The organism is Paraperibacillus marinus (assembly GCF_046237605.1).
Lineage (GTDB): Bacteria > Bacillota > Bacilli > Bacillales > DSM-1321 > Paraperibacillus > Paraperibacillus marinus.
The window spans coordinates 2,393,625-2,418,914 of sequence record NZ_CP143542.1 but is presented as its reverse complement, the minus strand read 5'-3'; the positions used below and the strand labels follow the sequence as shown (position 1 = coordinate 2,418,914).

Annotated in this window: 27 protein-coding genes; 17 read left to right on the top strand and 10 right to left on the bottom strand. The window is 46.5% G+C overall.

Annotated features, from left to right (window positions below):
* Positions 1-216 precede the first annotated feature (216 nt).
* The 4 genes from V1498_RS12310 to V1498_RS12295 form a co-directional block, all read right to left on the bottom strand.
* Positions 217-1,155 (bottom strand): DUF2268 domain-containing protein, encoded by a 939-nt coding sequence (locus V1498_RS12310; RefSeq protein WP_409294011.1) that lies wholly within the window; start codon positions 1,153-1,155, stop codon positions 217-219.
* Positions 1,156-1,853: 698 nt separating this feature from the next.
* On the bottom strand, positions 1,854-3,224 hold the full coding sequence (locus V1498_RS12305; RefSeq protein ID WP_409294010.1) for an MFS transporter: 1,371 nt from the start codon (positions 3,222-3,224) through the stop codon (positions 1,854-1,856).
* 101 nt (positions 3,225-3,325) lie between these two features.
* The gene (locus V1498_RS12300) at positions 3,326-3,505 is read right to left on the bottom strand and encodes a DUF4083 family protein (RefSeq protein ID WP_409294008.1); all 180 of its coding nucleotides are present in this window, start codon (positions 3,503-3,505) and stop codon (positions 3,326-3,328) included.
* An 88-nt stretch (positions 3,506-3,593) separates the two neighbouring features.
* Entirely contained in the window at positions 3,594-3,842 is a 249-nt protein-coding gene (locus V1498_RS12295; protein WP_409294006.1) for a hypothetical protein, read from the bottom strand.
* Between the two features lie 112 nt (positions 3,843-3,954).
* Between V1498_RS12295 and V1498_RS12290 the strand changes: the two genes are divergently transcribed.
* Both V1498_RS12290 and V1498_RS12285 read left to right on the top strand, forming a co-directional pair.
* Positions 3,955-4,386: an NUDIX hydrolase gene (locus tag V1498_RS12290; RefSeq protein ID WP_409294004.1), complete on the top strand. Its 432-nt coding sequence runs from the start codon at positions 3,955-3,957 to the stop codon at positions 4,384-4,386.
* 189 nt (positions 4,387-4,575) lie between these two features.
* The gene (locus V1498_RS12285; RefSeq protein WP_409294002.1) at positions 4,576-5,064 is read left to right on the top strand and encodes a class I SAM-dependent methyltransferase; all 489 of its coding nucleotides are present in this window, start codon (positions 4,576-4,578) and stop codon (positions 5,062-5,064) included.
* A gap of 393 nt (positions 5,065-5,457) precedes the next feature.
* Here V1498_RS12285 and V1498_RS12280 read toward each other — a convergent pair whose 3' ends face one another.
* Positions 5,458-5,934, bottom strand: coding sequence for a metal-dependent hydrolase (locus tag V1498_RS12280; protein WP_409294000.1), 477 nt, complete (start codon positions 5,932-5,934; stop codon positions 5,458-5,460).
* Positions 5,935-6,111: 177 nt separating this feature from the next.
* Between V1498_RS12280 and V1498_RS12275 the strand changes: the two genes are divergently transcribed.
* From V1498_RS12275 to queE, 3 genes are all read left to right on the top strand, one after another.
* Positions 6,112-7,092 (top strand): aldo/keto reductase, encoded by a 981-nt coding sequence (locus V1498_RS12275; protein ID WP_409293998.1) that lies wholly within the window; start codon positions 6,112-6,114, stop codon positions 7,090-7,092.
* A 175-nt stretch (positions 7,093-7,267) separates the two neighbouring features.
* Positions 7,268-7,744 (top strand): 6-carboxytetrahydropterin synthase QueD, encoded by a 477-nt coding sequence (queD, locus tag V1498_RS12270; protein ID WP_409293996.1) that lies wholly within the window; start codon positions 7,268-7,270, stop codon positions 7,742-7,744.
* Positions 7,737-8,465, top strand: a complete 729-nt coding sequence (gene queE / locus V1498_RS12265; protein ID WP_409293994.1) for a 7-carboxy-7-deazaguanine synthase QueE — start codon at positions 7,737-7,739, stop codon at positions 8,463-8,465. Before queD ends, queE begins: the two co-directional genes overlap by 8 nt.
* Positions 8,466-8,501: 36 nt before the next feature.
* Here queE and V1498_RS12260 read toward each other — a convergent pair whose 3' ends face one another.
* Positions 8,502-9,182: a DUF421 domain-containing protein gene (locus tag V1498_RS12260; RefSeq protein WP_409293992.1), complete on the bottom strand. Its 681-nt coding sequence runs from the start codon at positions 9,180-9,182 to the stop codon at positions 8,502-8,504.
* A gap of 115 nt (positions 9,183-9,297) precedes the next feature.
* Positions 9,298-11,616, bottom strand: coding sequence for a glycerophosphodiester phosphodiesterase family protein (locus V1498_RS12255; RefSeq protein ID WP_409293990.1), 2,319 nt, complete (start codon positions 11,614-11,616; stop codon positions 9,298-9,300).
* Positions 11,617-12,128: 512 nt separating this feature from the next.
* On the opposite strand from V1498_RS12255, the gene V1498_RS12250 reads away from it, so the two are divergent.
* From V1498_RS12250 to V1498_RS12210, 9 genes are all read left to right on the top strand, one after another.
* Positions 12,129-13,337, top strand: coding sequence for an ROK family transcriptional regulator (locus V1498_RS12250; protein ID WP_409293988.1), 1,209 nt, complete (start codon positions 12,129-12,131; stop codon positions 13,335-13,337).
* 141 nt (positions 13,338-13,478) lie between these two features.
* The gene (locus V1498_RS12245) at positions 13,479-14,741 is read left to right on the top strand and encodes an ABC transporter substrate-binding protein (RefSeq protein WP_409293986.1); all 1,263 of its coding nucleotides are present in this window, start codon (positions 13,479-13,481) and stop codon (positions 14,739-14,741) included.
* A gap of 70 nt (positions 14,742-14,811) precedes the next feature.
* A complete protein-coding gene (locus V1498_RS12240; RefSeq protein ID WP_409293984.1) occupies positions 14,812-15,762 on the top strand; it encodes a carbohydrate ABC transporter permease in 951 nt (316 codons plus the stop codon).
* 15 nt (positions 15,763-15,777) lie between these two features.
* A complete protein-coding gene (locus V1498_RS12235) occupies positions 15,778-16,593 on the top strand; it encodes a carbohydrate ABC transporter permease (protein ID WP_409292780.1) in 816 nt (271 codons plus the stop codon).
* A gap of 22 nt (positions 16,594-16,615) precedes the next feature.
* Complete coding sequence (locus tag V1498_RS12230) at positions 16,616-17,602, top strand: ROK family protein (protein WP_409293982.1); 987 nt, start codon at positions 16,616-16,618, stop codon at positions 17,600-17,602.
* Between the two features lie 19 nt (positions 17,603-17,621).
* A complete protein-coding gene (locus tag V1498_RS12225) occupies positions 17,622-18,641 on the top strand; it encodes a Gfo/Idh/MocA family protein (protein WP_409293980.1) in 1,020 nt (339 codons plus the stop codon).
* A complete protein-coding gene (locus V1498_RS12220) occupies positions 18,638-19,627 on the top strand; it encodes a Gfo/Idh/MocA family protein (protein ID WP_409293978.1) in 990 nt (329 codons plus the stop codon). Before V1498_RS12225 ends, V1498_RS12220 begins: the two co-directional genes overlap by 4 nt.
* A 16-nt stretch (positions 19,628-19,643) precedes the next feature.
* On the top strand, positions 19,644-20,486 hold the full coding sequence (locus V1498_RS12215) for a sugar phosphate isomerase/epimerase family protein (protein ID WP_409293977.1): 843 nt from the start codon (positions 19,644-19,646) through the stop codon (positions 20,484-20,486).
* Between the two features lie 5 nt (positions 20,487-20,491).
* Positions 20,492-21,481, top strand: a complete 990-nt coding sequence (locus tag V1498_RS12210) for a Gfo/Idh/MocA family protein (RefSeq protein ID WP_409293975.1) — start codon at positions 20,492-20,494, stop codon at positions 21,479-21,481.
* Between the two features lie 48 nt (positions 21,482-21,529).
* Here the strand turns inward: V1498_RS12210 and V1498_RS12205 are convergent, their stop codons facing one another.
* Positions 21,530-21,883, bottom strand: a complete 354-nt coding sequence (locus V1498_RS12205) for a DUF4279 domain-containing protein (RefSeq protein WP_409293973.1) — start codon at positions 21,881-21,883, stop codon at positions 21,530-21,532.
* A gap of 225 nt (positions 21,884-22,108) precedes the next feature.
* Here V1498_RS12205 and V1498_RS12200 point away from each other — a divergent pair, with 225 nt between their 5' ends.
* Positions 22,109-22,642, top strand: a complete 534-nt coding sequence (locus V1498_RS12200) for a GNAT family N-acetyltransferase (protein WP_409299266.1) — start codon at positions 22,109-22,111, stop codon at positions 22,640-22,642.
* Between the two features lie 147 nt (positions 22,643-22,789).
* On the opposite strand, the gene V1498_RS12195 is transcribed toward V1498_RS12200, so the two are convergent.
* Positions 22,790-22,891, bottom strand: a complete 102-nt coding sequence (locus V1498_RS12195; protein WP_409293971.1) for a winged helix-turn-helix transcriptional regulator — start codon at positions 22,889-22,891, stop codon at positions 22,790-22,792.
* Between the two features lie 170 nt (positions 22,892-23,061).
* On the opposite strand from V1498_RS12195, the gene V1498_RS12190 reads away from it, so the two are divergent.
* Entirely contained in the window at positions 23,062-23,592 is a 531-nt protein-coding gene (locus V1498_RS12190; protein ID WP_409293969.1) for a GNAT family N-acetyltransferase, read from the top strand.
* Positions 23,593-24,103: 511 nt separating this feature from the next.
* Positions 24,104-24,532, top strand: coding sequence for an SRPBCC family protein (locus V1498_RS12185; protein WP_409299264.1), 429 nt, complete (start codon positions 24,104-24,106; stop codon positions 24,530-24,532).
* Positions 24,533-24,847: 315 nt separating this feature from the next.
* Here the strand turns inward: V1498_RS12185 and V1498_RS12180 are convergent, their stop codons facing one another.
* Positions 24,848-25,162, bottom strand: a complete 315-nt coding sequence (locus tag V1498_RS12180) for a winged helix-turn-helix transcriptional regulator (RefSeq protein ID WP_409293967.1) — start codon at positions 25,160-25,162, stop codon at positions 24,848-24,850.
* Positions 25,163-25,290 lie beyond the last annotated feature (128 nt).

The following is a 25,290-nucleotide window of genomic DNA, read 5'->3' as shown; positions in this document are numbered from 1 at the left end:
TTGAAAATAACAATATGGTTAATTTACCCGGGTTTTTAAAAGTGGTACTGCAACTAATAAGACCTTATATCTAAAAAAATAGAGTAAATTTATACCTATTAGGTAAACCTTTATTATTTACGAAAGCACCTATCAGCTTTATACACTGATAGGTGCTTTAATTTTAATATAGTGGGACAATCTACATTGATAGGTAAGGAACTAATTCTAAAAATTCTAGTATGTACTATTTTTTAAGATTTCATTTGGAGCAAGAGTTGTCCAATCTTCAATTTTTACTTTTGGATACTTCTTTAGATAACTCTGCATTATTTTATAGCCAATTATATAATTCGAACGTGCAGGAATATTCTTAGCGCTATCTCCCAACATTAATTGATTGTAAAATACACTTTCATTTTTCAAAGCTGATAAAGCATCTTTAATCTCTTCATCAGCTATTGGTTTTGTCCATTGAACTACAGTTTTTGGGTACACGATATGTGCGAAAGAGTCAGCTTTACCTTCAAAAATCACACCATCTAATACAGAACTTCCAATAGAATTTTTCTCTATATTAATGGTATGATGATACTCATGTGCAATTGCGTATTTTAAATGTTCTTCAGTAACGGATGGATCAATCTGGATTAAAATAAAGTTATCGCTTATTGTCAGCCCTGAGACCCCGTCCGTTTCTTCAATTGGCACTTCAGGATTTGCTGGCATCACCAGAACAGTCTTGTCTCCCCCTGAAAGAATATTTGAAGAATCGATTAAAGATTGTTTAATAGCCTCATTAATTTTCTTCTCTCTTTTAAGAAGTTTACTAGCATTTACATTAAGATCTAAAGCATATTGAGTGGGAGATAAAAATTGGGAAAAATCGTTTTTAAGATTTAAGTCATACTCCATTACTTTCTTTCTAAATTGCTTTATAACTTTGTCATCATAAATCTTATTTACATCAAGGTTTGACTTTTTGTTTACAGTTTCAGTATATTCTAAAACCTCGTTATTAAAAGGAATAATTCTAAATTTTTGGTTTCCTTGTGAAAATTCAATAGCTTTCTGTGTGGGCGCATGTTCTGAACTCTTGTTTGCCGTATTAGTTTCTTCGGAACATCCAGAGAGTAAAAAAAACATAGATACAAGCATAATTAAGGTTCTTTTCATAGCTACTCCTCCTAAACTAAACTTAGTATGTACCAACTAAAAATTCATCACATTATATTTACAATACCATAAAATGGTATACCTTGTCTTAAACACTTTAAGTTTAAAAATGATAGCCCATTCCTTCTAATGGTATGAGATATAACAGTAAAAGTTTTCACTTTTATTTTTAGTGGTTTCTCTTATGAGGACTCATTATAGAAGAATGACTTTTATAAATTCTTTGAAGAAAGAACTTGTTACGCTATAGTTTTATAGGTTTCAAGAAAATTTATTTAAAGGGAATCCCGATGTGCCTCCAGAATAACTTGGAGTACAAGAATCCGTCATTAGCTAAGAAGATGAAAGAGACTGAAGAGTAATTACCTTCATTGAAGCAGATAATGGCGTTTTTAAATTCAATTGATGATAAATTTTGCAAGGGGGTTCGTTATAGTTCCGTACGGATAAGTTAATGGCTCTTAAATGTCCGATTCCGTGCTACTCCAGAATTCTTAAGCATATTTACTTCCATAACAGATGCGCTAAAAATAGTAACATCAAGCTTCCACTTAATGAAGTCAAGATGAGCCACATGATTAAATCAGATTGACTATATTACTTTAAGAGGACTGGCTATTAATATTGGAGTATGGATATAACAAAACCCCTGCAGATTCTGCTGGGGTTTCGTTGCTTTCATGCAGGTATTCAAATTCTCAGCTGTCTGCTTGTTTCTTCCTCAGTTCACTTCCTGACATCCGGACTGTCAGCAAGAGGACGATCACACCGATGACTGAACTGGTCAGAGCCATTGTATGCAGATGGTCGGTTGTGACCTGCTTGCCAAACAGGATGCCAAGGAGGCTGGAAGAAAGGATGGTTCCGATATAGCGCGAGGTCATGAACAGGCCGGACGCTGCGCCGGTTTCACTTCGCGGTACAAAGGAGTAAAGCGCCGTCTGCAGTCCGAGATTGTTGAAGCCGTTACTTAAGCCAAGGACAGACAGGCAGATGACAATCCAGGCAATGGGTGATTGGGTTTGGACCGTTGTGAGCATCAAGGATCCGGCGATGATGGAAGAGGCGCCTGCCAATAGCGAGGGCTTCGAGCCTTTCCGGTCAATCCAGCGGCCGGCGAGCGGTGAGACGATGACGCCAAAGCCGGCGACAGCCAGCATGATTAGGCCGGTTGTCTTGGAATCGAAATGACGGAAGTCCTGCAGGTAGAGCGGCATTCCGAAAAAGATTGAGTAAAAGACGATATTGACCAGGATGAACTGGACGTATACCAGGCTCATGTTGACGTTCTTTTTCAGAGCGATCACATCGACAAACGGCTCTTCCAGCCGCTTTTCAACCATATAAAAAAGAATGGTCGAAACAAGGCTTAAGCCGAGTTTAACTAGACTAACGCCATTTTGCAGATCCAGTAAAAATAGCAGCCAGCTGAGGATCATGAGCGAAAATAACAGGATGCCGGGATAATCGATTCTGGCCTTCCTTCCTGCTGTCTTTGTCCCCTTCGGCAGGACTTTGACTGCCAGGATGAAGGCGGCAATGATGATCGGGAAGTTGATCATAAAGATCGCTGGCCAATCGCCCCAATCCACGAGGAATCCGCCGATTGATGGCCCGAAGGCTGCTGATACGGAAGAGAAGATCGACAGGACTCCAAGTGCCTGTGCCTGGTTCTCTGTGATGGAGGAACGGACCAGCCCCATGCCGGCCGGGAAGAGGGCCGAGCTGCCGATTGCCTGAATCATCCGTATCGCGATCAGCCAGCCGAAGGAAGGCGAGAAGGGCGCGGCTGCGGAGGAAACGGCTATCAGCAGGAGGCCAATGATATACATCCTCTTTGCCCCAAATGCGTCCGCAAGCTTTCCCATCACAGGCTGTCCGATGCCACTGGCCAGATAATACGTGGAAATCAGCCAGGATGCATCTATGAAGGAAAGCGAGAAGTCCTCCTGAATACGTGACAGGGCCACAGCGATCATGGAAGAATTTAATGGATTCAGCAGGATGCCAAGCGCCACCGTCACAATCAAGAGGGTATGTTTTTTAGGTAATGCAGCCAATATAAACACCTCAGTCCGGGAAGCAATTTCACATAATAGGTTTATTATATAGTAAAATAATTACCTATGTTAATTAAAGGAACCTGCAATTCCGGGTAGGAGGTGCAGGCTTATTTTTTGCCTTGTTCAAGTAATTCTATGATTCGATCGAGCTTTCTTTCTATTTCATCTCTTTGCTTCTGTCTGCCCTGCCCTAGGACCCTGGCTATATACAGGGTTAATGAAACGAAGAATAAAACAATGAGGGCGATGATTAGGAACCAGAATAAGAGGGCCGCTATATTGAGCATAATATATACCTGCTTTCTGATTTTTATCGGATCCTGCGGAAATAAAACAGCCTGCCCCCAGCAAAATGGGGACAGACTTGTGAAAAAATCACTTCATGATAAAAGATAAGAGCGGGACAACAATCACCATAAGAACAAAAAAGCCAAGGATCACATAGCCGATTACCCTGACGAAGGCCGGCTTTCTTTCTATCTGGAAGCTTTCCTTGCTGAGTTCGCCTGGGGTCATGATGTGGTTGTAGAGATGCAGGGGATGTTCGGGATCATTCAAATTTTGATTTTCATTATCTTGAGGTTCGAGTTCAATAGAGTCATTATTTTCATTATGTGAATTCATTGAGAAACCTCCTATTGATTCCATTATATTACAGTATTTTATGTGCTGTCCAAATTGATTATGATAATATGAGAGAATCAGAGCAATTCACTTATAGAAATGGGGAACAAGTTTGGTACATAGCACTGGGGCCGTTTATTCGCCGCCCAAGCACATCGTTTCAGCAGCAGCCATCGTGATTAATGAACAAAATGAAATCCTCCTGATCAAGGGACCGAGAAGAGGCTGGGAAATGCCGGGCGGACAGGTGGAGGAAGGCGAATCCCTTCAGGCAGCCGCCATCCGGGAAACGAAAGAAGAGTCAGGCATTGATATTGAAGTCTTGAAATTCTGCGGGATTTTCCAGAATGTAAACAGATCGATCTGCAATACACTATTCTTAGCGAAGCCAATCGGAGGCAGTCCAACAACCAGTACAGAGAGCATGGAAGTAGGATTCTTCCCGATTGAGGAAGCCCTGAAGATGGTGAGTTATTTGAACTTTAAGGAACGAATTCAATTGTGTCTTGATGAGAGCAGTCAGCCGTTTTTGAAGGAGTTTTAGATGAGGAAAGGGGTCTTATGGGGGCCCCTTTGGCTTGTTGTATAATAGATTGAGAAAACAAGGGAGGACAAGATGAATAACGATGAGTAAGTCATTTCCTGAGATGTTTGATTTCTTTATGACTCCTTTGGAAAAAACCAAATTTAAATCAATTAACAGAATATGCTTATTAAAGCACAGGGTTCAGTATTGGAAATAGGTTCAGGCACAGGAATAAATTTTCCTTATTACCCTGAAGACGCAGAGGTTATTGCTATTGAACCGAGCCAGGACATTATTGAACGTTCCATAAAGAGAAAAACCGGGTCCGCTGCTAACATACACATCGAAAAAGTGAGTGCCGAAAAGCTGCCTTATCAGGACGGAACATTTGATGTCGTTGTGGCTACATTAGTTTTATGCACGATCCCCAATCCTGTTCAATCCCTTAAAGAAATGAAAAGGGTTTGTAAGGATGGAGGAAGAATCCTTGTATTCGAGCACGTGAAAATGGATAACGCCTTTTTGGCTAACATTCAAAAAAGGTTAACTCCCTATTGGAAAAAGCTATGTGATGGCTGCTGCTTAGATCGGGACACAGAAAAGATGATTAAGGAAGTTGGTTTTGACATTATAGAGAAAAGAGAATTTTACAAGGGACTCTTTATTCAGTTGGAGTTAGTGAAAACTAATAAATGACTGTTCCCGCAGAATGGGGCAGCCAGTAATTAGTATTAATTGAAGAAAAGGGGCCCTTGTAAGAGGCCCCTTTTAAAATGGTAACTTAAAGGGAATTGGTTTTCGTCGTAAAGAAACGTTTAGAACCATTATATCTTTATTTTTAGCTGATCTATGTCGTAAAGAGTCCTTTAGAACACTTTTCTTCTAAAACAGAGCCCATTTTGGTGGTAATGAGTCCTTTAGAACCGTTTTCCTTTAAAATCTGGCTGTTTCTTGTCGTAAAGAATCCTTTAGAACACTTTTCACTTAAAGCAGAGTCCATTTTGGTCGTAAACAATCATTTACGACCATTTTTTCAAAAAAAGCAGCCATTTTTGGTCCTAAAGCTCCCACCGCTCCCCCCAACCACCTTCACAAATAAATCCGATACCCGCAATAAGCCACAAAGACAACGAGCACCGAGAAAAAGCCTTTCTCAAAGCCGCCGCCGGTTTTAATTCCGAGGGGAAGAGCGACGCGCACTTTGAAGGGCCAGAATAGCTGGATGCCTCGTACGGTGAAGGCATCGAGCAGCAGGTGGCTGGCCATTCCAATCCAGATGCCGAATTCGATGGCGGAAGGCCAGGGGGTGAATCGGAATAGGGCGAATGCAGCCAGCATAAAGAACAGGCTGTGGGTCAGGGTACGATGGCCGAATGCCTTACTGACCAGATTGTCGAGAAGCGGAATCATCCGGCCGATGGTGGATGTGGGCGAACAGATGTCGGGTATGAGAGCTCCGACCGCGCAGCTCGCAATAAACAGGGTTTCATCATGGATGGTTCCGCCTGTTGTTAAGTATAGGGCGCCGGTCGCGATTCCGCCGGCTATATGTGTTTTTCCTTGCATAGTACCTCCTGGCGAACAAATGTTTTTATATTACTATAATAAACGGAAGCGGAAAGAGAGTACAGGGACTATTTTCCTGCAGAAATAGTTTTGAAGAATTCAGAACCTTTCGTTTTTTATAATTCCCTGCTGGCGGTATAATGAGAGTGCTTATTTAAAGAAAGAGGGTGCAGACTCATGGAATATACCAAACTCGGAAACACAGGCCTGGATGTATCGCGCCTCTGCCTGGGATGCATGAGCTTCGGGGTGCCGGAGCGGGGCAATCATCAGTGGGTGCTGGATGAGGAAAAAAGCCGTCCTATCATCAAAAAGGCGATTCAATCGGGAATCAATTTCTTTGATACGGCCAATGTGTATTCGGACGGAACAAGTGAGGAAATCGTCGGGAGAGCGCTTAAGGACTTTGCGAGCCGTGATGAAATCGTGCTGGCTACAAAGGTGCACGGCCGGATGCGTCCCGGGCCGAACGGAGCCGGTTTGTCACGTAAGGCGATCATGAGTGAAATCGACAGCAGCCTGAAGAGACTGGGGACGGATTATGTGGATCTGTATCAGATTCATAGATGGGATTATCATACACCGATCGAAGAAACGATGGAGGCGCTCCATGATGTGGTGAAGGCTGGAAAGGCGAGATATATCGGCGCTTCCTCCATGTATTCCTGGCAGTTCCTGAAGGCGCTGAATGTGGCGGAACACCGGGGCTGGACCCGGTTTGTGAGCATGCAGAATCACTTGAACCTGTTATACCGGGAAGAAGAGCGGGAAATGCTTCCTCTCTGCGTTGAAGAAAAGATCGGCGTCATTCCGTGGAGTCCGCTTGCAAGGGGTAAATTGACTCGGGACTGGGAGGAAACAACGGAACGGTCTGAGACAGATGAATTCGGCAAATCGCTCTATGCCGCCACAGAAGCCGCCGACCGGCGTGTGGTGGAGAAAGTGGCCGAGCTGGCAGAAGCGAGGGGAGTGCCGCGTGCCCAAATCGCGCTCGCCTGGGTGCTGCAGAAAGAGCCGGTCACTGCCCCGATTATTGGTGCGACCAAGATGTATCAGCTGGAGGATGCCGTGGCAGCAGTGGACATCAAGCTGACACCGGAGGAAGTGGCGCAGCTCGAGGAGCCTTATGTGCCGCATCCAGTCCTTGGCTTCAGCTGATTTTAGAAATTATTGGAGTAAAGGATTTGTATCGAGTTCCGTACCACTTTGTGATAGAATGATAGAAGCTGAATAGTTAGAAATAAGAGGTTCTAGCACCCCTCTCTAAAAAAACTAAGAAGAAGCGGTACTTCTCTTGGAGTGCCGTTTTTTCTGTTATGAAGGAGCAGTTGTAATGAGTGGATTTCGTATCGTGGAAAAGCTACAAAAGATAGATGAGGATATCAAGAGGAATCAGCTGAGATATCACAAGAAGCGGGTATTGGTGAGCAAGGAGTTCACCTTTGATGCGGCGCATCATCTTCATGCCTATGAAGGCAAGTGCATGAATCTTCATGGCCATACCTATAAGGCGGTGTTTGGCATCAGCGGATTTGCGGATGACCGCGGCCTGGTTATTGACTTTGGGAATATCAAGGAAATCTGGAAGACGGAGATTGAGATATTCCTGGATCATCACTACCTAAATGAGACACTTCCGCCGATGAATACATCGGCTGAGAATATCGTCGTCTGGGTTTATGAAAAAATGAAGGATGCCCTCGACCGGCGTGCAGAAGCCTACCCGGGTGCTCGGGTTGAGTTCGTGCGTCTCTATGAAACTCCGACAAGCTATGCTGAGGCAAGACGGGAGTGGATGGAGAATGAGTAAGATACCGGTGATGGAAATTTTCGGACCGACCATCCAGGGTGAAGGGATGGTGATCGGGCAGAAGACGATGTTCGTCCGGACGGCCGGCTGTGATTATTCCTGTGCCTGGTGTGATTCTGCGTTCACCTGGGACGGCTCGGGCAAGCATTTGATTAGGCAGATGGAAGCAGAAGAAATCTGGGATGAGCTGTTGAAGCTCGGGGGAGACGGTTTTTCCCTGGTCACGATTTCAGGCGGAAATCCTGCTCTTTTGAAAAACCTTGGAAGCCTAATTGATATTTTCAAGGAAAACTCGGTACGCACAGCCCTTGAAACACAGGGAAGCAGGTGGCAGGACTGGTTCCTCGATATCAACGAACTCACAATTTCCCCGAAGCCGCCGAGCTCTGGGATGACGACGGATTTCGGGGCGCTCGATCTCATCATCGAGAGAGTGGGGGGGAGATCTCCTTCCCATAACTGCAGCCTGAAGGTGGTCATTTTTGATGATCGGGATTACGAGTATGCGAAGTATGTGCATCAGCGGTATCCGGGTGTCCCTTTTTATCTGCAGGTGGGGAACGGCGATATCGTGACAACGGATAATGACCAGCTGGTCTCCGGTCTGCTCAGGCAGTATGAGAATTTGATTGATAAGGTCATGCTCGACAGGGAGTTCAAGGATGTACGGGTCCTGCCGCAGCTGCATACCTATATCTGGGGCAATAAGCGCGGAGTATAAAATGACGAAGGCTTCCTGGCGCCAGGAAGCCTTTTGTCATGAAGAATATTTGCTGATGGTGAGCCCGCTGTCTTCCGCCCATTCAGCATACATCACTTCCTTATAGGAATGGATGTTTTTTTGCGCCAGTTGTTTCTTGAGCCAGGATTCATTACGCCCCGCCTGCTTCAGGTTGGCTTCAAAGACCTTTCCATCCATGATAAAGGCGGTTGGAATGGATACCTTCTTCTCTGGGATCTGCAGATCTTCCTTTGTGGGTGCTCCGTATTTATGCTTCGGCGCGATTGAGATTTTACCGTCCCGTTCGAGCACCACATATTCCGCTTCGAAAATAGAGAAGTAGCCCTGATTCCGCATCAGCTGCTGCAGCTGGTTGAAATCGATTCGGTTCTTTTTAAAATTTTTATAGAGAATTTCTCCTTTATTGATCAGGATAGAGGGAGTCCCCTCGAATTTAGCCCTAAGGTAAGGGGATTTTTGGGTGGCGAGCTCCACCAGGTAAATCAGCAGTCCCCAGACGCATATGGTCACAAGGATCTCCTTGACTCCGGCTTTTGTATCAAAAACGGCATCTCCTACAAAATTGCCCATCACCATTCCTGATATAAAATCAAAGGGAGTAATCTGTGAAAACTGGATTTTCCCCAGCAGATTCAAGAGAATCAGCAGGGCAAAAAAGCCGGTAAAAAGCTCGATAATAATATCCTTGTATGACATATTTAACATCCCCATTGTCTGGAATTTCGGTCTTCAACCATTATGGGGAAAAAATAATGTTTCTATTCCTGCAAAAAAAGGCGGCCCCCGAAAATCCGGGACCGCCCTTGCTGATTTATTCCGATACATTCACTTCAATCGGCTCTGAAACAAGATTCCATTCCTCGCCAAGCATGGTGAAGGTGTGCTTCACGAATACCTGTGCCTTGCCGGGTGCGTCTGCCTTGATGGTGTTTCCTTCCACAGAGACCACATCACCTTTTGGTACAAATAATTGTGTGTCAATCTTTTCTGTTTCATCAGAGCGGAAGGTGAGCTTCGCCTTGGCGTTCAGGACGGCTGTCTTTCCGACTTTCAAGTTCATCCGCTTCAGCGGCGTCTCTAGTCTTACCGGTGACTCGGACAGCCACTGGGTATAGTCGGTGATCGGTCCGATCACACCCTTCTTCAGCTGGTCGGCGAGCGGCGCTTCGGCCCGGAAGGTCCAGTGCATGCTGAGAAGTCCGCGCTGGCGCATATAGGTGATGAATTCCTGATATAAACTTCCATAGCTTGCGTTCAGCGTAACATGGGAATTGGTGCCATAGTCGAGCATTTTCTTCGCCTGCTTCAGCTTGTCGCTTTCTGTTTTAGGGACGGCGGACGAATAGAGATAGCCGATCGGAAGCTCCGGGTTCAGTTTGTTCACGTTCTGCATGCTGTCGAGCGCAAAGCTTTGCAGCACCACTTGATCGTTCATGCCTGCTTCCTCGATTTCTGCCAGAACCTGATCCTCATAGCCGGCTTTTTTCAGCTCGATCAGGAGAACAACAGGCTTGCCCTTGAATTCGTCCAGGAACTCTTTGAACAGGGGAACTTTTTCACCTTTAAAATCCGGGCTGAATTTGATGCCGGCATCGAGCGCCCGGATTTCCTCAAGTGTCAGATCCTCCACCTTGCCCGTGCCGTCTGTTGTACGGTTTACGGTATCATCATGCATGATAACAAGATGACCGTCCTTTGTCTTCTGCACATCGGTTTCAATCATGTCGGCGCCAAGGTCATAGGCAAGCCGGTAGCTTGTCATTGTATTTTCGGGTGCCTTGGACGGCACGCCGCGGTGGGCCGCCACGATCGGGCGCTGAATCAGCGTGTTTTCCGGATATTCTCCCAGAGCATCCCTGGTGACCTGAGGGGTGTCTGATACGATGCCGTCCACTCCGAGGTGAATCAGGCCATGGGCTGAATCCGCGTCTTCAGCGCCTTTGCCCCATACGGAAATGCCCCTTGTATGAAGATAATAGACCACTTCGGGCGATAGCACCTTTTGTGGAATAATGGCCAGCTTGCCGTTATTCGCATGAATGTCCTTTGCCAGCTGTGCGAGGTCATGCTTGTTCAGTGCACTCCGGGTATACAGGATGCCGCCGCGCGCGGTCGGATAGATACTGGTGACCGCTTTGACGATCTCGGGTTTAGTCGAAACGATATGTACATCCGTCGTTTGGGACGCGTTCAAAGCTTCGACCACCTTTTCTTCCAGTCCCTTTTGTTCAAGCTGAATGACAGGAATCGTTTTGCCCTTCATTGAAGCAAGCTTGTCCGCGAGCGTGCTCTCATCCACCATCGCCTCTCCGTTCAGGCTTTCCCTGACTTCAAGGATCGCGGATGAGACATTCTGGGTTTGTTCCGCATTGCTTCCTGCTATGAGCGTAGGGGCGTTCACGATATTGGTCGCGGGTTCACTCGGCAGGAAGGCGCCGGTCTGGGCGACCGGTGGAAGCTCGCCGGGATTGCTTGTGACTCGTACATTATCAAACTCGACCGTTGTGCCCTGGGCCTGGAAGCCGACATTTCCGCTTGTATATAGGCCCGCCTGGTCTGTGTCGATCATGAGCTTGCCGTTAATGAACTGCTGGACCCGGTTTTTGCTTGCGACAATTTTGATTCGGTAGGACTTGTTCAGCTGGAAGTCCTCGTGATAAAAATTCGTTTCCGGCACCACCCACTGATTCTTGTCATTGCGGAGGGCAAACTCAAGTCCGTTAAGGGCGGAAGTGCCCTTGCGGACCGCTGCCTGATAGTATGGGTAATTATTGTTCTGGATGCGGTACATCATGGATGCCCAGCGCGTATTCTCGGCCGCGGCAGTGAAAGTCATGTCTGCTTCAAATACATAATCACCGCTGTCGGCGGACAGGGGAACGATTACTCTTGCCGGCTGGGAAGTGGACGGCGAAGTCAACACAAGCTTGCCGTCCTTGACAGAAGCCTTGCCCTGCAGCAACTTCCATCCGTCTGGAAGGGTATCATTGGCGGTGCTGTCGAAATTTTGGTCAACCAGGACAAGGGGGTTGGCAAGAACATGATGTACATTGCCAGGGATCAGGGGGAGACTGGAAAGAGTCAGGGTGGCGGCAAGCACAGCGCCGCCGAGTTTTCTTTTGTTAGACATAGGTACCTCCAATAATAGATTAGTAGTTTATTAACCCTCTGTATCTACTTGATGCACCTTCTGTTATACAGGATGAATATTGCTGTGATGTAAGGTAATGGTAAATCTATTGTTAATAGTAACGTGCTGTCTGAGTTTGGAGATATATGCCAGAAGGCTTATTTGTCCAGTGGCAAAAACTGCTTATCAGGATACCAAACTCATTAAAATAAACGGAAGGTTTCCTTACAAAAAGCTTTAAGGATGCAGAAAAATGACATAAAGTAGTCTGTAGATTCAGTAGGAAAGAGGACCTAAAAAGATTCAGAAAATTTATAATTATTTGTATAAAAGCGTTTACATTTTTGAATATTCCGTTTAATCTATAAGTACTTAGTAAAGAGAGTGGAGAAAGACAAACAGGTTGCATTCCTATTTACCTGGAGGATATGCCTTTTTCTCTCTTCGTTGAAAGAACTTTATAAAGTCACTGAAAAAAGTAAGTGATTAATGAATGTTGAGGAGTGCAGGTTATGAGAAGGACTGGAGATTTAAAATTGATGCAGGAGCTGAATCGGTCAATCATTCTGGATACGATCCGGAAGCAGGGGCCGATCTCAAGAAGCGATATCGCGAAACAGATCAATATCAGCCCGACAACGGTCACTTCGGCCGTATCGGAGCTGATCAGCGAGGGAGTGGTGCGGGAGGACGGCGTCGGAATCTCGAACGGCGGCCGTAAGCCGGTGCTGCTGCGCTTCAATCCGCATGCTAAATATGTGATCGGGGTTTCGCTCAATAACTCTGCTATTAAAATATCAGAAATGAACCTTGAAGGCAGCATCCTCCGCAAGGAAGTTTATCCGACAAACGGTACAGAAGGAATGGCAGTCATCACGCTGATGCTCGATATCATTGAAGGGTTCCTGGAGTCGAAGGATAATCTGGACAGCTGTGAAGGTATCTCGATCATCACTCCAGGGATAGTCGATTCAGTTAATGGAATCATCGCCTATAACAATAAGCTGAAGCTGTTTGACATCAGGCTGAAGGAGATGGTCGAGGAACGCTTCAGTCTTCCGGCTTTCATGGACAATGACACGAATGCGTTTGTGCTGGCGGAGAATTTCTTTGGCTCCTTCGGCCATTATAAAGATCTGGTGTACATCACGATCGGGGACGGAGTCGGATCCGGAATCATGGTGAATGGCAAGATCATCAGAGGCTTTAAAGGAAGTGCGGGGGAGCTTGGCCACACGACCATCGTCAAAGGAGGCTTGAAATGTGAATGCGGAAATGAAGGCTGCCTTGAAAACTATGTGAACTGGCCGGCTGTGTATTCCAAAATTGTCTCGGCCCTCATGACCACGAGGAGGGAAACGGCACTGCGGGATTCCATCGAAAATGATTTCAGCCGGATCACTCCTTCTGTTTTCGTCTCAGCACTGAATGAAGGGGATGTGATCTGCCTCGATATCATGGAGGAGATTGCCGGCCATATCTCAGCTGGAATCGTGAATGCCATTCACTTCCTCAATCCGGAGGTAATCATTTTGAGCGGTGATATCGTCCAGGAGAACAGGATTCTGCTCGAGATGATCCGGAACCGTGTGAGCATGCATGTGATTCCGATTCTTAAGGATGAAATGAATATCCAGCCGACTTCGCTGGGCCTTGAGTTTGAACTGATGGGGGCCGCGGCTGTGCTGCTGCAGGAGAAATACCAGTTTTCGATTACCTGATAATCCATTTAAGGAGGTGATGCTCATCATCTTGCTGCAAGTGCCCAAAAGAAGTGCTTCCAGAATCCACTTACATACGTATGAGTTTCCTAGGTTTGGTGACACATAAGTTCTTAGGACAATATCATGAGGGGGATAAAAATGAAGAAAAGGCTTTTGGTTTACTTATTGCTGATGGTCATGGTGTTTGCAATGTCTGCCTGCAGCAGCTCAAAGAGCAGTGCCGGCGGGAAAAAGACGCTTGAAGTGGCCCTTTGGGATGAAAATACAAAAGATGCTGTGAACAAGTCCATTGAGGCCTTTAAGAAAGAGCATCCCGATATCAAGGTAAATGTGACGTACTCGCCGTGGGAGGAGTATTGGACAAAATTGAAAACGAGCATCAGCGGCGGCAAAGGGCCTGATGTGTTCTGGATGAACGGCCCGAATTTTTATCAATATGCATCAAAAGGGTACATTCAGGATCTTGAGCCTTACATCAAAAAAGATGGCGACTATAAAAAGGATGATTATTTCCCGGCCGTCGTCGATTTATATACGTATGAAGGAAAGCTGCATGCAGCGCCTTATTTCATTGATTCAGTCGGCCTTTATTATAACAAGAAGTTCTTCGACAAAAAGGGCATTCCTTATCCGGATGAAAACTGGACTTGGGAAGATATCGAAAAAGTCGGCGGCCAGCTTACCGATAAGAAAAACGGAGTCTATGGCTATGCCTTTGATGTAAAAGCGAATCAGCAGGGCTATTATAACCTCATTCCTCAGGCAGGCGGCTATATGATCAGCGATGACAAGACAAAGTCAGGCTTCAATTCTCCTGAAGCCAAGGAAGCCTTCCATTTTGTTCAAAAGATGATAGACAAAGGAATATTCCCATCTGCGAAAACCATCATGGAAACAGAAGGAAAGCAGCTGTTCATTTCTGAAAAGGCGGCCATGCTCCCGGGAATCTCCGTAAGTGCCGGCGAGTATAAAGGCGTGCTTGGAGATAATCTTGGTGTCGCTCCGCTTCCAAAAGGAAAGAAGCCGGCGTCCATCGTCCACGGCATCGGCTGGGCTATGAATAAAAAGACCAAAAATGATGATGCAGCCTGGGATCTGATTAAGGCGCTGTCAGGCAAAGAAGGAAATCAAGTAATCGCGGAAACAGGATTCTCCATCCCGGCTGACAAGAGCATAAGCGATGTCTGGCTGAAATCCATTCCATCTCTTGATCTGAAAGTTTTCCTTGATGCCCAGCAATATGGTGTTCCATATCCGATTTCCGAGAAAACAGCGGAATGGCAGGATATCGAAAACAAAGAAATACAAGGAGCGTACCTCGGCCAGAAGCCGCTGGATGAAGCGCTTGATACAGTAACAGAGAAGATGGATAAAATTCTGAAGGAAGAACAGGCAGACTAATTCTGCAGTAAAAAGCAAGCGGGCCGGGAGATGAAAAAATCCCGGACCGCTGCCTGAAAGGAGAGGTTGTATGAGTATCGTACCACAGTCCCTGGAAAAGGAAAAAACAGCCATGATCCAATCGGTGCAGAAGAAAGGGAAGAAGCTGAATAAGGAAGCGGTATATGCGCTGCTGTTCATTGCCCCGACATTTCTTGGCCTGCTTTGCTTCTATATGCTGCCTGCGGCTGCTTCCTTCCTGATTTCCTTCACCGAATGGGATGGAATCTCGGCTCCTGCCTATGTGGGCCTTGCCAATATTGAGGCTTTGATACAGGATCCGTCCTTCCGCCGTTCCATTTTAAATACGGTAGTGTTTACCATTATATCGGTTCCTCTCTCTGTTGTGGCAGCCACTCTCATTTCCTTGATGCTGAATCAGCGGATCAAGGGTATGGTGGTGTACCGCACGCTCTATTTCCTGCCGGTCGTGACGATGCCTGTGGCGGTCGGGATGGTCTGGAAATGGCTGTATAACACGGAATACGGGCTGATCAACTATATTTTCGGCCTGCTTCACCTTCCGCAGCCTTCCTGGCTGTTCGACCCGAACATCGCCCTGTTTTCGGTCATCCTCGTATATGTCTGGATGACGGTCGGCCATAATGTCATCCTGCTGCTGGCAGGACTGCAGGGAGTATCGCAGAGCTATTATGAAGCGGCCGAGATTGACGGCGCGTCCAAAATGAAGAAATTCTTAAACATCACGCTGCCGCTGATCACGCCGACTCTCTTCTTTGTATTCATCACAGCCATGATCAGTTCGCTGCAGATGTTTGATCTGATTTATGTCATGATCGGGGACAATAACGCACTTCTAGAGCCGCTGCGGACCATCGTGTTCGGCGTCTATGAATCCGGCTTCAAGTATTCCCAGATGGGCATCGCATCAGCCCAGGCATTTCTCTTATTCCTGGCCATCCTTGCGATCACCATCATCCAGTTCGTCTTCCAGAAAAAATGGGTGCATTATGATTCCTAAAAAGGAGGGACTCTCATGAAGGAAAGAAAGCTTGGCAGTCATGCTCTATTGATCATCGGGGCGCTCATCATGATGGTGCCGTTCCTCTGGATGATTTCAACTTCACTGAAAAGCTACGGCGCCTCCATGAAGGTGCCGCCGGAAATCATCCCTAAGGATTTTCACCCGGAAAATTTCGCGAAAGTTTTCGAGAGTGTCGATTTCATGAAATATTACACAAACACGATCATCGTGACAGTCGGGAGGACACTGTTTCAGCTGTTTCTATGTTCGATGGCAGCTTTCGCGTTCGCCCGCATGAATTTTCCGTTCAAGAATACGATCTTCATCATCATTCTATCCGTATTGATGGTACCGCCGCAGGTTATCCTGATCCCGAACTTTGCGATCATGACCTCGCTCGGCTGGATTGATACGTTTTATGCCTTGATTGTACCCGGCATCTTCAGCGCATTCGGCGTGTTTCTCCTGAGGCAGTTCTTCATGGGCATCCCAAAGGAATTGGATGAAGCGGCTATCATTGACGGGTGTTCCTGGTGGGGCATTTACTGGAGGGTGCTGCTGCCGAATGCCACACCGGCCCTGATCGCCCTTGGCATCTTCACGGCCCTTGCATCCTGGAATGATTTCCTCTGGCCGCTCATCATGACCAATTCTGAGAACATGAGGGTCCTCTCAATCGGGATATCGTCTTTCCAGGGACAGTATTCAACAAACTATCCGCTTCTGATGGCCGGTGCACTGTTATCGACCATCCCCATGATCATCATGTTCATTCTGTTGCAAAAGTACTTGATTGCCGGCATTTCGTTAAGCGGAGTAAGAAGGTAAAGACAAGCAGGGAGGGACTGCAATGAAAAAAAGGGAGACCGTTTCAATCGGGGTGGATATCGGCGGCACCAAGCTGCTTGCTGCCCTTGTCACCCCAGACGGAAAGATTGCGGCAGAAATCGAGCAGCCAACCCGTAAAGGGGATACGCTTATCCATCAGGTGCTGGATACCGTACAGCAACTCATGGAAACAGGAAGCTCTTTTGATATCAAAGGAATCGGAGTGGCATCAGCCGGGGTGATCGATTCCGCTAAAAAGGAAATTCTGTATGCGGCCAACCTCGGCATTGAGTCCCTGAAAATCGGCAGTCTCATGGAACAGGAATGGGGACTTCCCGTCCGCCTGTACAATGACGCCAACGCCGCGGCCATAGGTGAATGGCAGCTAGGCGGCGGACGCGGCAGGCAGAATGTGATTTATATCACCGTGAGTACAGGAATCGGGGCCGGAATCATCAGCGGTGGCAGCCTGATTACCGGAAGGGGAGACAGTGCCGGCGAATTCGGACATATCTCAATCAACCTGAACGGCCCGGCATGCGCTTGCGGCAACAGAGGCTGCCTTGAGAATTATGCATCCGGCCCGGCACTGGCAGCCCTCGCTGACGAGAGGCTGAAAAACGGCGCCAGGAGTACGATCCTTACTCCGGGCGGTCACTTGACAGCCAAGGAAATAGGGGCGGCCGCACGGCAGGGAGATCCTTTTTCCATCAGTATCCTGGAGGAAATCGGAGGTCATCTCGGACTTGGTCTGATCAATCTCATTCATCTCTTCAATACCGAAACCGTGATCCTCGGCGGAGGGGTGATGAATGAATCGGAGTTCCTGCTTCCGGCCATTCAGAAGACCATCCAGAAACATGGCATTGAGAGCATGGTGAAGGACGTCGATATCAGGGTGTCCGCACTCGGCAGATGTGCCCCTGTGCTCGGGGCCGCCTGCCTGTATGGCGGCGGGGAAGAAGAGGCTCACGGCTTTGCACGTCCTGGTGAAACATACGCTTTATAACGAAAAGGAGGAGTTACATATGTTGAACGTTCTGTTGATTGGGGCCGGCACCATGGGAGGTACGCATGGTGCTGCCTATACCGGCATGGAGGATGCCGTCCTCTGCGGGATTGTGGACGTAAATCTGGAAAAGGCAGAAGAGCTTGCCAACCGGTTGAACACCAAGGCTTTTGAAAGCTTTGAAGAGGCTGTGGCGGCTCTGCCCCCTTTGGATGTTGTTTCCGTATGCCTGCCGACTCCGTTTCATAAGCCATTTGTGAAGAAGGCAGCCGACCTCGGCCTTCACGTTGTCTGCGAAAAGCCGCTGGCAAGAAGCCTTGCGGATGCGCGGGAAATGATTGATTACTGCCGGGAAAAGAATGTGAAGCTGTATGTCGGCCATGTGGTCCGCTTTTTTCCTGAATATGTGCGGGCCAAGCAAATCATTGAGGAAGGCCGAATCGGGAAGGTGGGAATGGTCAGGACTACAAGAGGCGGACAGTTCCCGATGGGGTCGAATGACTGGTATGCCGATTATGAGGCAAGCGGCGGGCTTGTTCTTGATATGATCATCCACGACTTTGATTTCCTGAGATGGTGCTTTGGTGATGTAGAAAGGGTCTTTGCCAAAGGCATCAAGGACGGCGGACTTAAGCACCGTGATTATTCATTGGTCACCCTGAGATTCAAGAGCGGAGTGATTGCCCATGTGGAGGGAACCTGGGCACATCAGGGCTTCTCGACTCAGTTCGAATTTGCTGGCAGCGAAGGAATCATTGATCATGACAGCAAAAAATCGGTACCGGTCATTTTTGAAGGGCGGGGCGAAAGCGCGGCAGCAGGCGGTGTGGCTGTCCCTGAAAGTCCACTGAAGCAGAATCCTTATTTTGAAGAACTGACCCATTTTATACAATGCATCAAGTCAGGGGAAGAACCGATCGTATCGGCCGAAGATGCCTACAAGGCGATGGAGATTGCGCTGGCCGCGCTGGAGTCGATGAAAACAGGGAAAGAAATTGTCCTGGATGAAACCTTAAAAGAGGAGGTGCAGCACGGATGAGAGTAGGAATCATCAGTTTTGCCCATTCACATGCCTTTTCATATGCAGATGCACTGAAGAAGATTGAAGGAGTGGAGCTTATTGGGATTGCGGACGAGCAGGACTCCCGGGGAACTCAGGCAGCTGAGAAATTCGGCACAACTTATTACCGCCAGTATGAGGAATTGTTGAAACAGGACCTGGATGCGGTCATCATCACCTCTGAAAACAGCAAACATCACGAACATACCCTGGCTGCCGCCAGGGCCGGGGTGCACGTTCTCTGTGAAAAGCCGCTCGCACCGTCGCTTGAGGACGCACAGGAAATGATTGATGTATGCAGGGAAGAGGGAGTGATTCTCCAGACTGCGTTTCCAGTCCGGTTCAATACGGCCGTGAAGCGGGCGAAAAGCATCGTGGAAAGCGGCGGCCTCGGGGAGATCTTCGCCATCAAGGGCACGAACCGCGGCACGAATCCAGGCGGCTGGTTCGTGGACAAGGAATTATCAGGCGGCGGCGCCGTGATGGACCATACGGTGCATGTGGCAGACCTGATGAGATGGTTTCTCGGTTCAGAACTGAAGGAAGTGTATGCGGAGATTGACCAGAAATTTTCCGATACCGATATCGATGACTGCGGTCTTTTGACCTTTGAATTTGAAAACGGAGTGTTCGCCACCCTCGATTGCAGCTGGTCCCGCAATGACACATTCCCGACCTGGGGAGATGTGACGCTTGAGATCATTGGAAGCGAGGGGACGCTGAAGGTCGATGCATTCGCACAGAAGGTGGATGTGTACTCGCCGGGCGGAGCTGCCTGGGATTATTGGGGCGACAACATGGATGCCGAGCTCGTCCGGGACTTCCTGGATAGTGCAGCGAATGTAAGTGAGCCGAGCGTCACGGGCACCGACGGCATGAGGGCAGTGGAGGCAGCGCTTGCGGCCTATGAATCGGCAGCCAAAAAAGCACCGGTCACCCTGCAGGGCCGGCAGGCAGTGAGATAGAAGGGAGGCAGACTTCATGAAAAAAGGCATCAATCAATGGTGTTTCCCGGAAGGCACGCCGCTTCAGGATGTGTTCGCCTGGAGCAGGGAAGCGGGCTTCGATGCGGTCGAGCTGAATGTTTATAACAGCGGCGGGACAGGATTGACCCTGGATACGAATGTTAAGGAAGCGGAAGAAATTTTGCGCCAGGCGGAACGGCATAATATCGAGCTTCGCAGTCTTTCAACCGGGCTGTTGTGGGAGTCCCCGCTGTCCTCGGGGGACGAAAGCGTCCGGGAACGGGGCCGGAAGGTTGTGCAAAAACAGCTGGAGCTTGCAGGCGCCATGGGAATGGATACCATTCTTGTCGTCCCTGGTGTTGTGAACGAAGAAACATCCTACAGTGACTGTTATGAGCGGAGCCAGCGGGAGCTTGTGAGTCTTGCTTCTGTTGCGGAGAGGATAGGCGTTATGATCGGTATCGAGAATGTCTGGAACAAATTCCTCCTCTCTCCTCTTGAGATGAAGCGCTATGTGGATGAAATTCAATCAGACTTTGCGGGCGTCTATTTTGATGTGGGCAATGTGCTTCAATTCGGCTATCCCGAGCAGTGGATCCGGACTCTCGGCAGCCGGATAAAAAAGGTGCATGTAAAGGATTTCAGCACGGCAGTCGGCAATATCACCGGTTTTGTCCCGCTTCTTGCCGGTGATGTGAACTGGAAGGAAGTCGTGAAGGCGCTTCATGACATCGGCTATGATGATGTCCTGACCGCCGAGATTTCCCCTTACCCATTTTCGCCGCAGGGCCTTGCGATGGACACCGGACGCCAGCTGGAAGCCATCTGCAGAAGCTTAACCCCTGCAGAAAGGAAGTAGAGAATTTGTCTAAAATCAAAGTTGGTTTCATAGGGGCAGGCGGGATTGCACAGGCCCATCTGTCCAATATATTCCGAAACGAATATGCCGAAATTGCCGCTGTATGTGATCTATCCCCTGAACGGGCCCATGAAGCTGCGAGTAAATACAGAGTGCCATTTTATACAAACAACGATGAAATGCTTGAAAGCGAGGATCTGCAGGCACTTTTTCTCTGTGTTCCGCCTTTTGCCCATACAAATATAGAGGAAAAAGCAGCCGCACGCGGCATCCATCTTATGGTTGAAAAGCCGGTCGGCCTCGATCTGATGGAAGCGATGGCCAGGGAACAAGCGATAACAGACTCGGGTATCATCTGTGCCTCGGGCTATTGTCTCCGTTACCTGGATACCGTCAGGAAGGCGAAATCATATCTTGTGGGAAAACAAATTGCCATGGTCCGGGCCCATTATGTAACGAAGTTCGTTGAAACACCGTGGTACAGAAAAATGGCCCAGTCAGGCGGCCAGCTGGTCGAGCAGGCCACCCATACGGTCGATCTGATCCGTTATCTGGCCGGTGAGATTCACACGGTATTTGCAAACCAGTCCCTCACTGTGATGGGGGATATCCCGGGAATTGATATTCCTGACTCCACGTCCCTCAGCTTCAAACTTGAATCAGGGGCTGTCGGGAGCCTGGACTGCACCTTCACCCAGACTGACCACAGCTCCGGAGTCGAGCTGCTTGGGCGCGGTTTCAGAGTGGTGATCAACGGAAATGCCCTGCACATCCACGACGAAAACGGAACAGAAACCTATGAAAATGACATGGACTTCTACCAGGAGCAGGATGACGCCTTTATTGAAGCCATCCGCACAAACGACCGCAGTCTCATCCTCTCGCCATATAGTGAGGGAGTCCGGACACTCGCTGTAACCCTCGCTGCGAACCGATCAGCACAATCAGGGGAAGTACAGCGGCTCCAGGAATTCATGCTGACTGGCCAGTCCTAGTTGATGAAACGTTAATGAACACCCCGCGTATTGCGGGGTGTTCATTAGTTAGTCCAAGTCTGCCCGGTAAGGATTCGCGTATAAATCCAAATCCAATTCAGCTCCAATGCCTGCCGCAAACGTTAGGATGTCTTTATTCAGGGAAAAAGCAGGTGTATCTCCATCTTCTATTATGATAACAATATCGAACCTGCAATCTAACGAGTAATCGGCTTTGACAGCATTTATGACGGCAGTCTTGCCTTGTATCTGATTCATAATGGTTTGAAGCTGGATATTCACATCAAGAGATGCTTCATCTCCTGTTTCTAATGCCCAGCATGTCTCTTTTCTGTATCTGTCAGAAGAGCGGTTCGGAATACGATCGCCCCTCCTGTAAGTAACTGAAGGGTTTACTCCCAATCTCTCCGTTACATCATCTATCGGAAAATCTTCCCCAAACTAGCTGAAGGCAGCTGAAACCTTCGTTTTATCCACTATAAGATCTCCCCTTATCTAACTCTACTATTTTTACATCTTTATTGATCATAGACTATATTTCCCAGAGTACCACTCTGAAATCCAGTTGGCTGTGCTACACTGATATTATCAAAAATTTCCAAAAAGGAAAGGATTAAGACCGGTATGATTGGATTTTGGAATGGAAATGTAACTCTGCGCCAGTTAGAAAGAAAAGATGGTGAATTGTTGGCAACATGGCTCTCCGATCCGGCTGTCCTCCGATTTTATGAAGGAAGAGATAATCCCTTTGATCTGGAAAAAGTCTGCGCCGTCTTTTTTGAAAACAAAGAGCAGCAGGAGATGTGCATAGTGGAGCTGGACGGAGCTGCCATCGGCTACCTGCAGTATTATGAACTGGATGAAGAAACAAAAGAACTATATGGCTTGTCAGGGAGTGATATCTACGGCATGGATCAGTTCATCGGTGAACCATCATACTGGGGGAGGGGAATCGGTACAAAGCTGATTGCATCCATGATTTCATACCTGCGGGAAGAAGAGGGGGCAAAATCCATCGTCATGGATCCGCGTACTGAAAACCTCCGGGCTATCCGCTGCTATGAAAAATGCGGATTCAAGAAGATAAAGCTCCTGCCAAAGCGGGAGCTACATGAAGGAGAGCTGCGGGACTGCTGGCTGATGGAGCATCGCGTTCTTTAGGAACTTACATATACATTTGCAATGACTAATGCTTATGATAGAGGGCATCTGTCAAAATTCGACACCATTTCCTGATACCCTAAACCCCATTATTTCATTGAGTTTAGAATGGGTCTATAAACCTTGGCGTACTATTAATCCATCATTCTACATTGAACGTAAATTCTGTGTCAGTACCTTTTGGCTTATACCTTCTATTCCATTTTTTTGTTCACAAAATCTTTTTGTGCCACTTAATATTTCACCCAAAACTAGAACCTTACATTTATTACTGATTTATCCATAACATAACCTTTAAAAGGTTTCTATACCACTTTAATGTGCCTGCTTTCCAAACGATACTAATCGATTTATGATAATTTTAGAATCGCAATTACCTTATGTCAAATTAATCAAAGAACAAATAGAGGGGGAAGAACATGGATATAAAATATGAAATCATACCTATCGAGAAAGCAGAGTATTGCAAAGATTTATGTAATGAGCTCATGGTCTTTCAAAAGTCAAAGGCAAAAATAAAGCCTGAATTGTTCGACGGGATGAATTTTGAAACAAGAATGATTCCTTCTATTAAGAGTGCAATTTACAATCATATAATTGTTGCTAAAGTTGAAGAAAAGATAGTTGGCTATGCATACTCGAACATCTCACCGAAAGAGTCATATTCTAATGATTTTGCTACTTTTTTTGACATTTCTTCTATTAGTGAAAAGAATGTAGGTTGTCTATCCCAGTTTTATATAAGTGAAGCGTATAGAAAATACGGGATTGGCTCAAAGCTTTTCAATATGTCAATGAGTTGGTTGAATCAATCTGGTGTCGAAAATTATTTTATTTTTGTTTCGAATGGCAATGAGGATGCTTTAGAGTTTTATAAACGAAAAGGATACGTTGTTAGCCATGAAATTTTAGATGGTTTTATTACTGTTTTACAAAATAAAAAGCAGTAGATTCAATCTCTGTTCTGGCAGGGAATCTACATCAATGTGTAAAAAACCTCATTTTTCAAAAAGATGAGGTTTTTGTTTTTGGCTGTTTTCGTAAGTATTGTTGCTATCAGAGGATATAATTTCATTTAAGAAAACTCGCATAAGAAATCTGCGAGTTTTCTTTGTTATAAGGGTACGCCTATTTAACTAACGGGTCAGGTTACTTGAAGAAGGAAATGTTCAATTTGTTATTGAAATTATAATAATGAAAGATTTATTGATGAAGGAGTTTAAATTCTTGGAAGATCAATCACAATCAGTCCCATTTTAAACAAATAATGTCCTTCACCACCCATGTATGAACGATAGAACATCCATCATCTTTGATGCTGTGTCAGTAGCGAGGGTGCTAACGGAGACGATAGTGAAATGGGGACTCAGGTTGTTGAGCAAGATCGACCTTATTATGTACCTAATCATTAGTGAACGACTAGGTTGAGGAGTGTGGCTATTGCCAATTATAAAATTATCCATGTTTATTAAAGCACCTATTCAAGTTTGTTTTGATTTGTCGCGCAGCATTGATATTCATATGGAATCGACTGCTTATACAAACGAAAGAGCAGTTAAAGGTCGTACAAGCGGGTTGATCGAACTAGGAGAAACCGTGACTTGGGAGGCTACACATTTTGGTATTCGCCAGCAGTTAACATCAATTATTACTGAGTTTGATCCGCCTAATAGTTTCGTAGACGAGATGGTTAGCGGTGCTTTTAAAAGGTTTAGGCATGAACATACATTTGAATTAGTAGACGATGGGACGTTGATGACGGATAAATTCGATTATACCTCACCTTTTGGACCACTTGGCAGGTTGGCAGACTTGATGTTTTTACGATCATATATGGAACGTTTACTTTTGCGAAGGAATGAATATATAAAAAGGAATGCCGAAAAATGAAAAGTGATACCGAATATAGGGTATTACGCTCCACTGGAAGAACGATTAATGGACTGATATTCCGTATACAGGCGCTTTTCTTTAGTAAGTAGGCGTCTTTTTGATATGCCCTACACATATGAATAGATTTGTGAAGGTAAATAAGATTGTGAAGATTTTCACTTAAACTAACGGGTGCGTTAGTTTACCAATATTATAAAAATGGAACTTCCATTTTTAATATCAACATTAAAATTTAACAGAGCCATAAAATAAAAAACCGCATTCAGCCTCGAATGCAGTTACAAGCCAATTGTTATAGACAATTGGCTTTTTCTATTGTGGTGCCTCCAGCCACTGCTGGGACCATTTTTCAATTTCCTTCATGAGGGGGGCGAATGAAGTGCCTTTTTCTGTGAGAGAATATTCTATGCGGACCGGTGTTTCCGGGTACACGTCTCTTTTGACAATCCCTTCATTTTCAAGCTCCTTCAGTCTTTCAGAAAGGACTCTCCCGCTTACTCCGATGGCTGCTTCTATCGTCCCGAATCTCTGGGGCCCGGAGAGCAGCTGATATATGATCAATCCTGTCCAGCGCTGGCTGAGGATGCTGATGGCTTTTTCAAATCTTGGGCAGATGGACTTATCCATGGTGACAACTCCTTTTTTTCATTATATAACGTTGCGTAAAAAATAACCAGTTTGTTAAAACAAACAAAGTTACTTGACGTTAACTGATAACTAAAATATAATTACTTACATAAAGTAAGTAAGACTTA

Bases quoted from the DNA above. Each gene is read 5' to 3' on its own strand.
- V1498_RS12280 (WP_409294000.1), bottom strand. From the start codon at position 5,934: ATGCAAGGAAAAACACATATAGCCGGCGGAATCGCGACCGGCGCCCTA.
- V1498_RS12180 (WP_409293967.1), bottom strand. From the start codon at position 25,162: ATGGATAAGTCCATCTGCCCAAGATTTGAAAAAGCCATCAGCATCCTC.
- queD (WP_409293996.1), top strand. From the start codon at position 7,268: ATGAGTGGATTTCGTATCGTGGAAAAGCTACAAAAGATAGATGAGGAT.
- V1498_RS12235 (WP_409292780.1), top strand. From the start codon at position 15,778: ATGAAGGAAAGAAAGCTTGGCAGTCATGCTCTATTGATCATCGGGGCG.
- V1498_RS12250 (WP_409293988.1), top strand. From the start codon at position 12,129: ATGAGAAGGACTGGAGATTTAAAATTGATGCAGGAGCTGAATCGGTCA.
- V1498_RS12310 (WP_409294011.1), bottom strand. From the start codon at position 1,155: ATGAAAAGAACCTTAATTATGCTTGTATCTATGTTTTTTTTACTCTCT.
- V1498_RS12245 (WP_409293986.1), top strand. From the start codon at position 13,479: ATGAAGAAAAGGCTTTTGGTTTACTTATTGCTGATGGTCATGGTGTTT.
- V1498_RS12230 (WP_409293982.1), top strand. From the start codon at position 16,616: ATGAAAAAAAGGGAGACCGTTTCAATCGGGGTGGATATCGGCGGCACC.
- V1498_RS12185 (WP_409299264.1), top strand. From the start codon at position 24,104: ATGTTTATTAAAGCACCTATTCAAGTTTGTTTTGATTTGTCGCGCAGC.
- V1498_RS12300 (WP_409294008.1), bottom strand. From the start codon at position 3,505: ATGCTCAATATAGCGGCCCTCTTATTCTGGTTCCTAATCATCGCCCTC.
- V1498_RS12275 (WP_409293998.1), top strand. From the start codon at position 6,112: ATGGAATATACCAAACTCGGAAACACAGGCCTGGATGTATCGCGCCTC.
- V1498_RS12255 (WP_409293990.1), bottom strand. From the start codon at position 11,616: ATGTCTAACAAAAGAAAACTCGGCGGCGCTGTGCTTGCCGCCACCCTG.
- V1498_RS12225 (WP_409293980.1), top strand. From the start codon at position 17,622: ATGTTGAACGTTCTGTTGATTGGGGCCGGCACCATGGGAGGTACGCAT.
- V1498_RS12260 (WP_409293992.1), bottom strand. From the start codon at position 9,182: ATGTCATACAAGGATATTATTATCGAGCTTTTTACCGGCTTTTTTGCC.
- V1498_RS12220 (WP_409293978.1), top strand. From the start codon at position 18,638: ATGAGAGTAGGAATCATCAGTTTTGCCCATTCACATGCCTTTTCATAT.
- V1498_RS12215 (WP_409293977.1), top strand. From the start codon at position 19,644: ATGAAAAAAGGCATCAATCAATGGTGTTTCCCGGAAGGCACGCCGCTT.
- V1498_RS12240 (WP_409293984.1), top strand. From the start codon at position 14,812: ATGAGTATCGTACCACAGTCCCTGGAAAAGGAAAAAACAGCCATGATC.
- V1498_RS12295 (WP_409294006.1), bottom strand. From the start codon at position 3,842: ATGAATTCACATAATGAAAATAATGACTCTATTGAACTCGAACCTCAA.
- V1498_RS12190 (WP_409293969.1), top strand. From the start codon at position 23,062: ATGGATATAAAATATGAAATCATACCTATCGAGAAAGCAGAGTATTGC.
- queE (WP_409293994.1), top strand. From the start codon at position 7,737: ATGAGTAAGATACCGGTGATGGAAATTTTCGGACCGACCATCCAGGGT.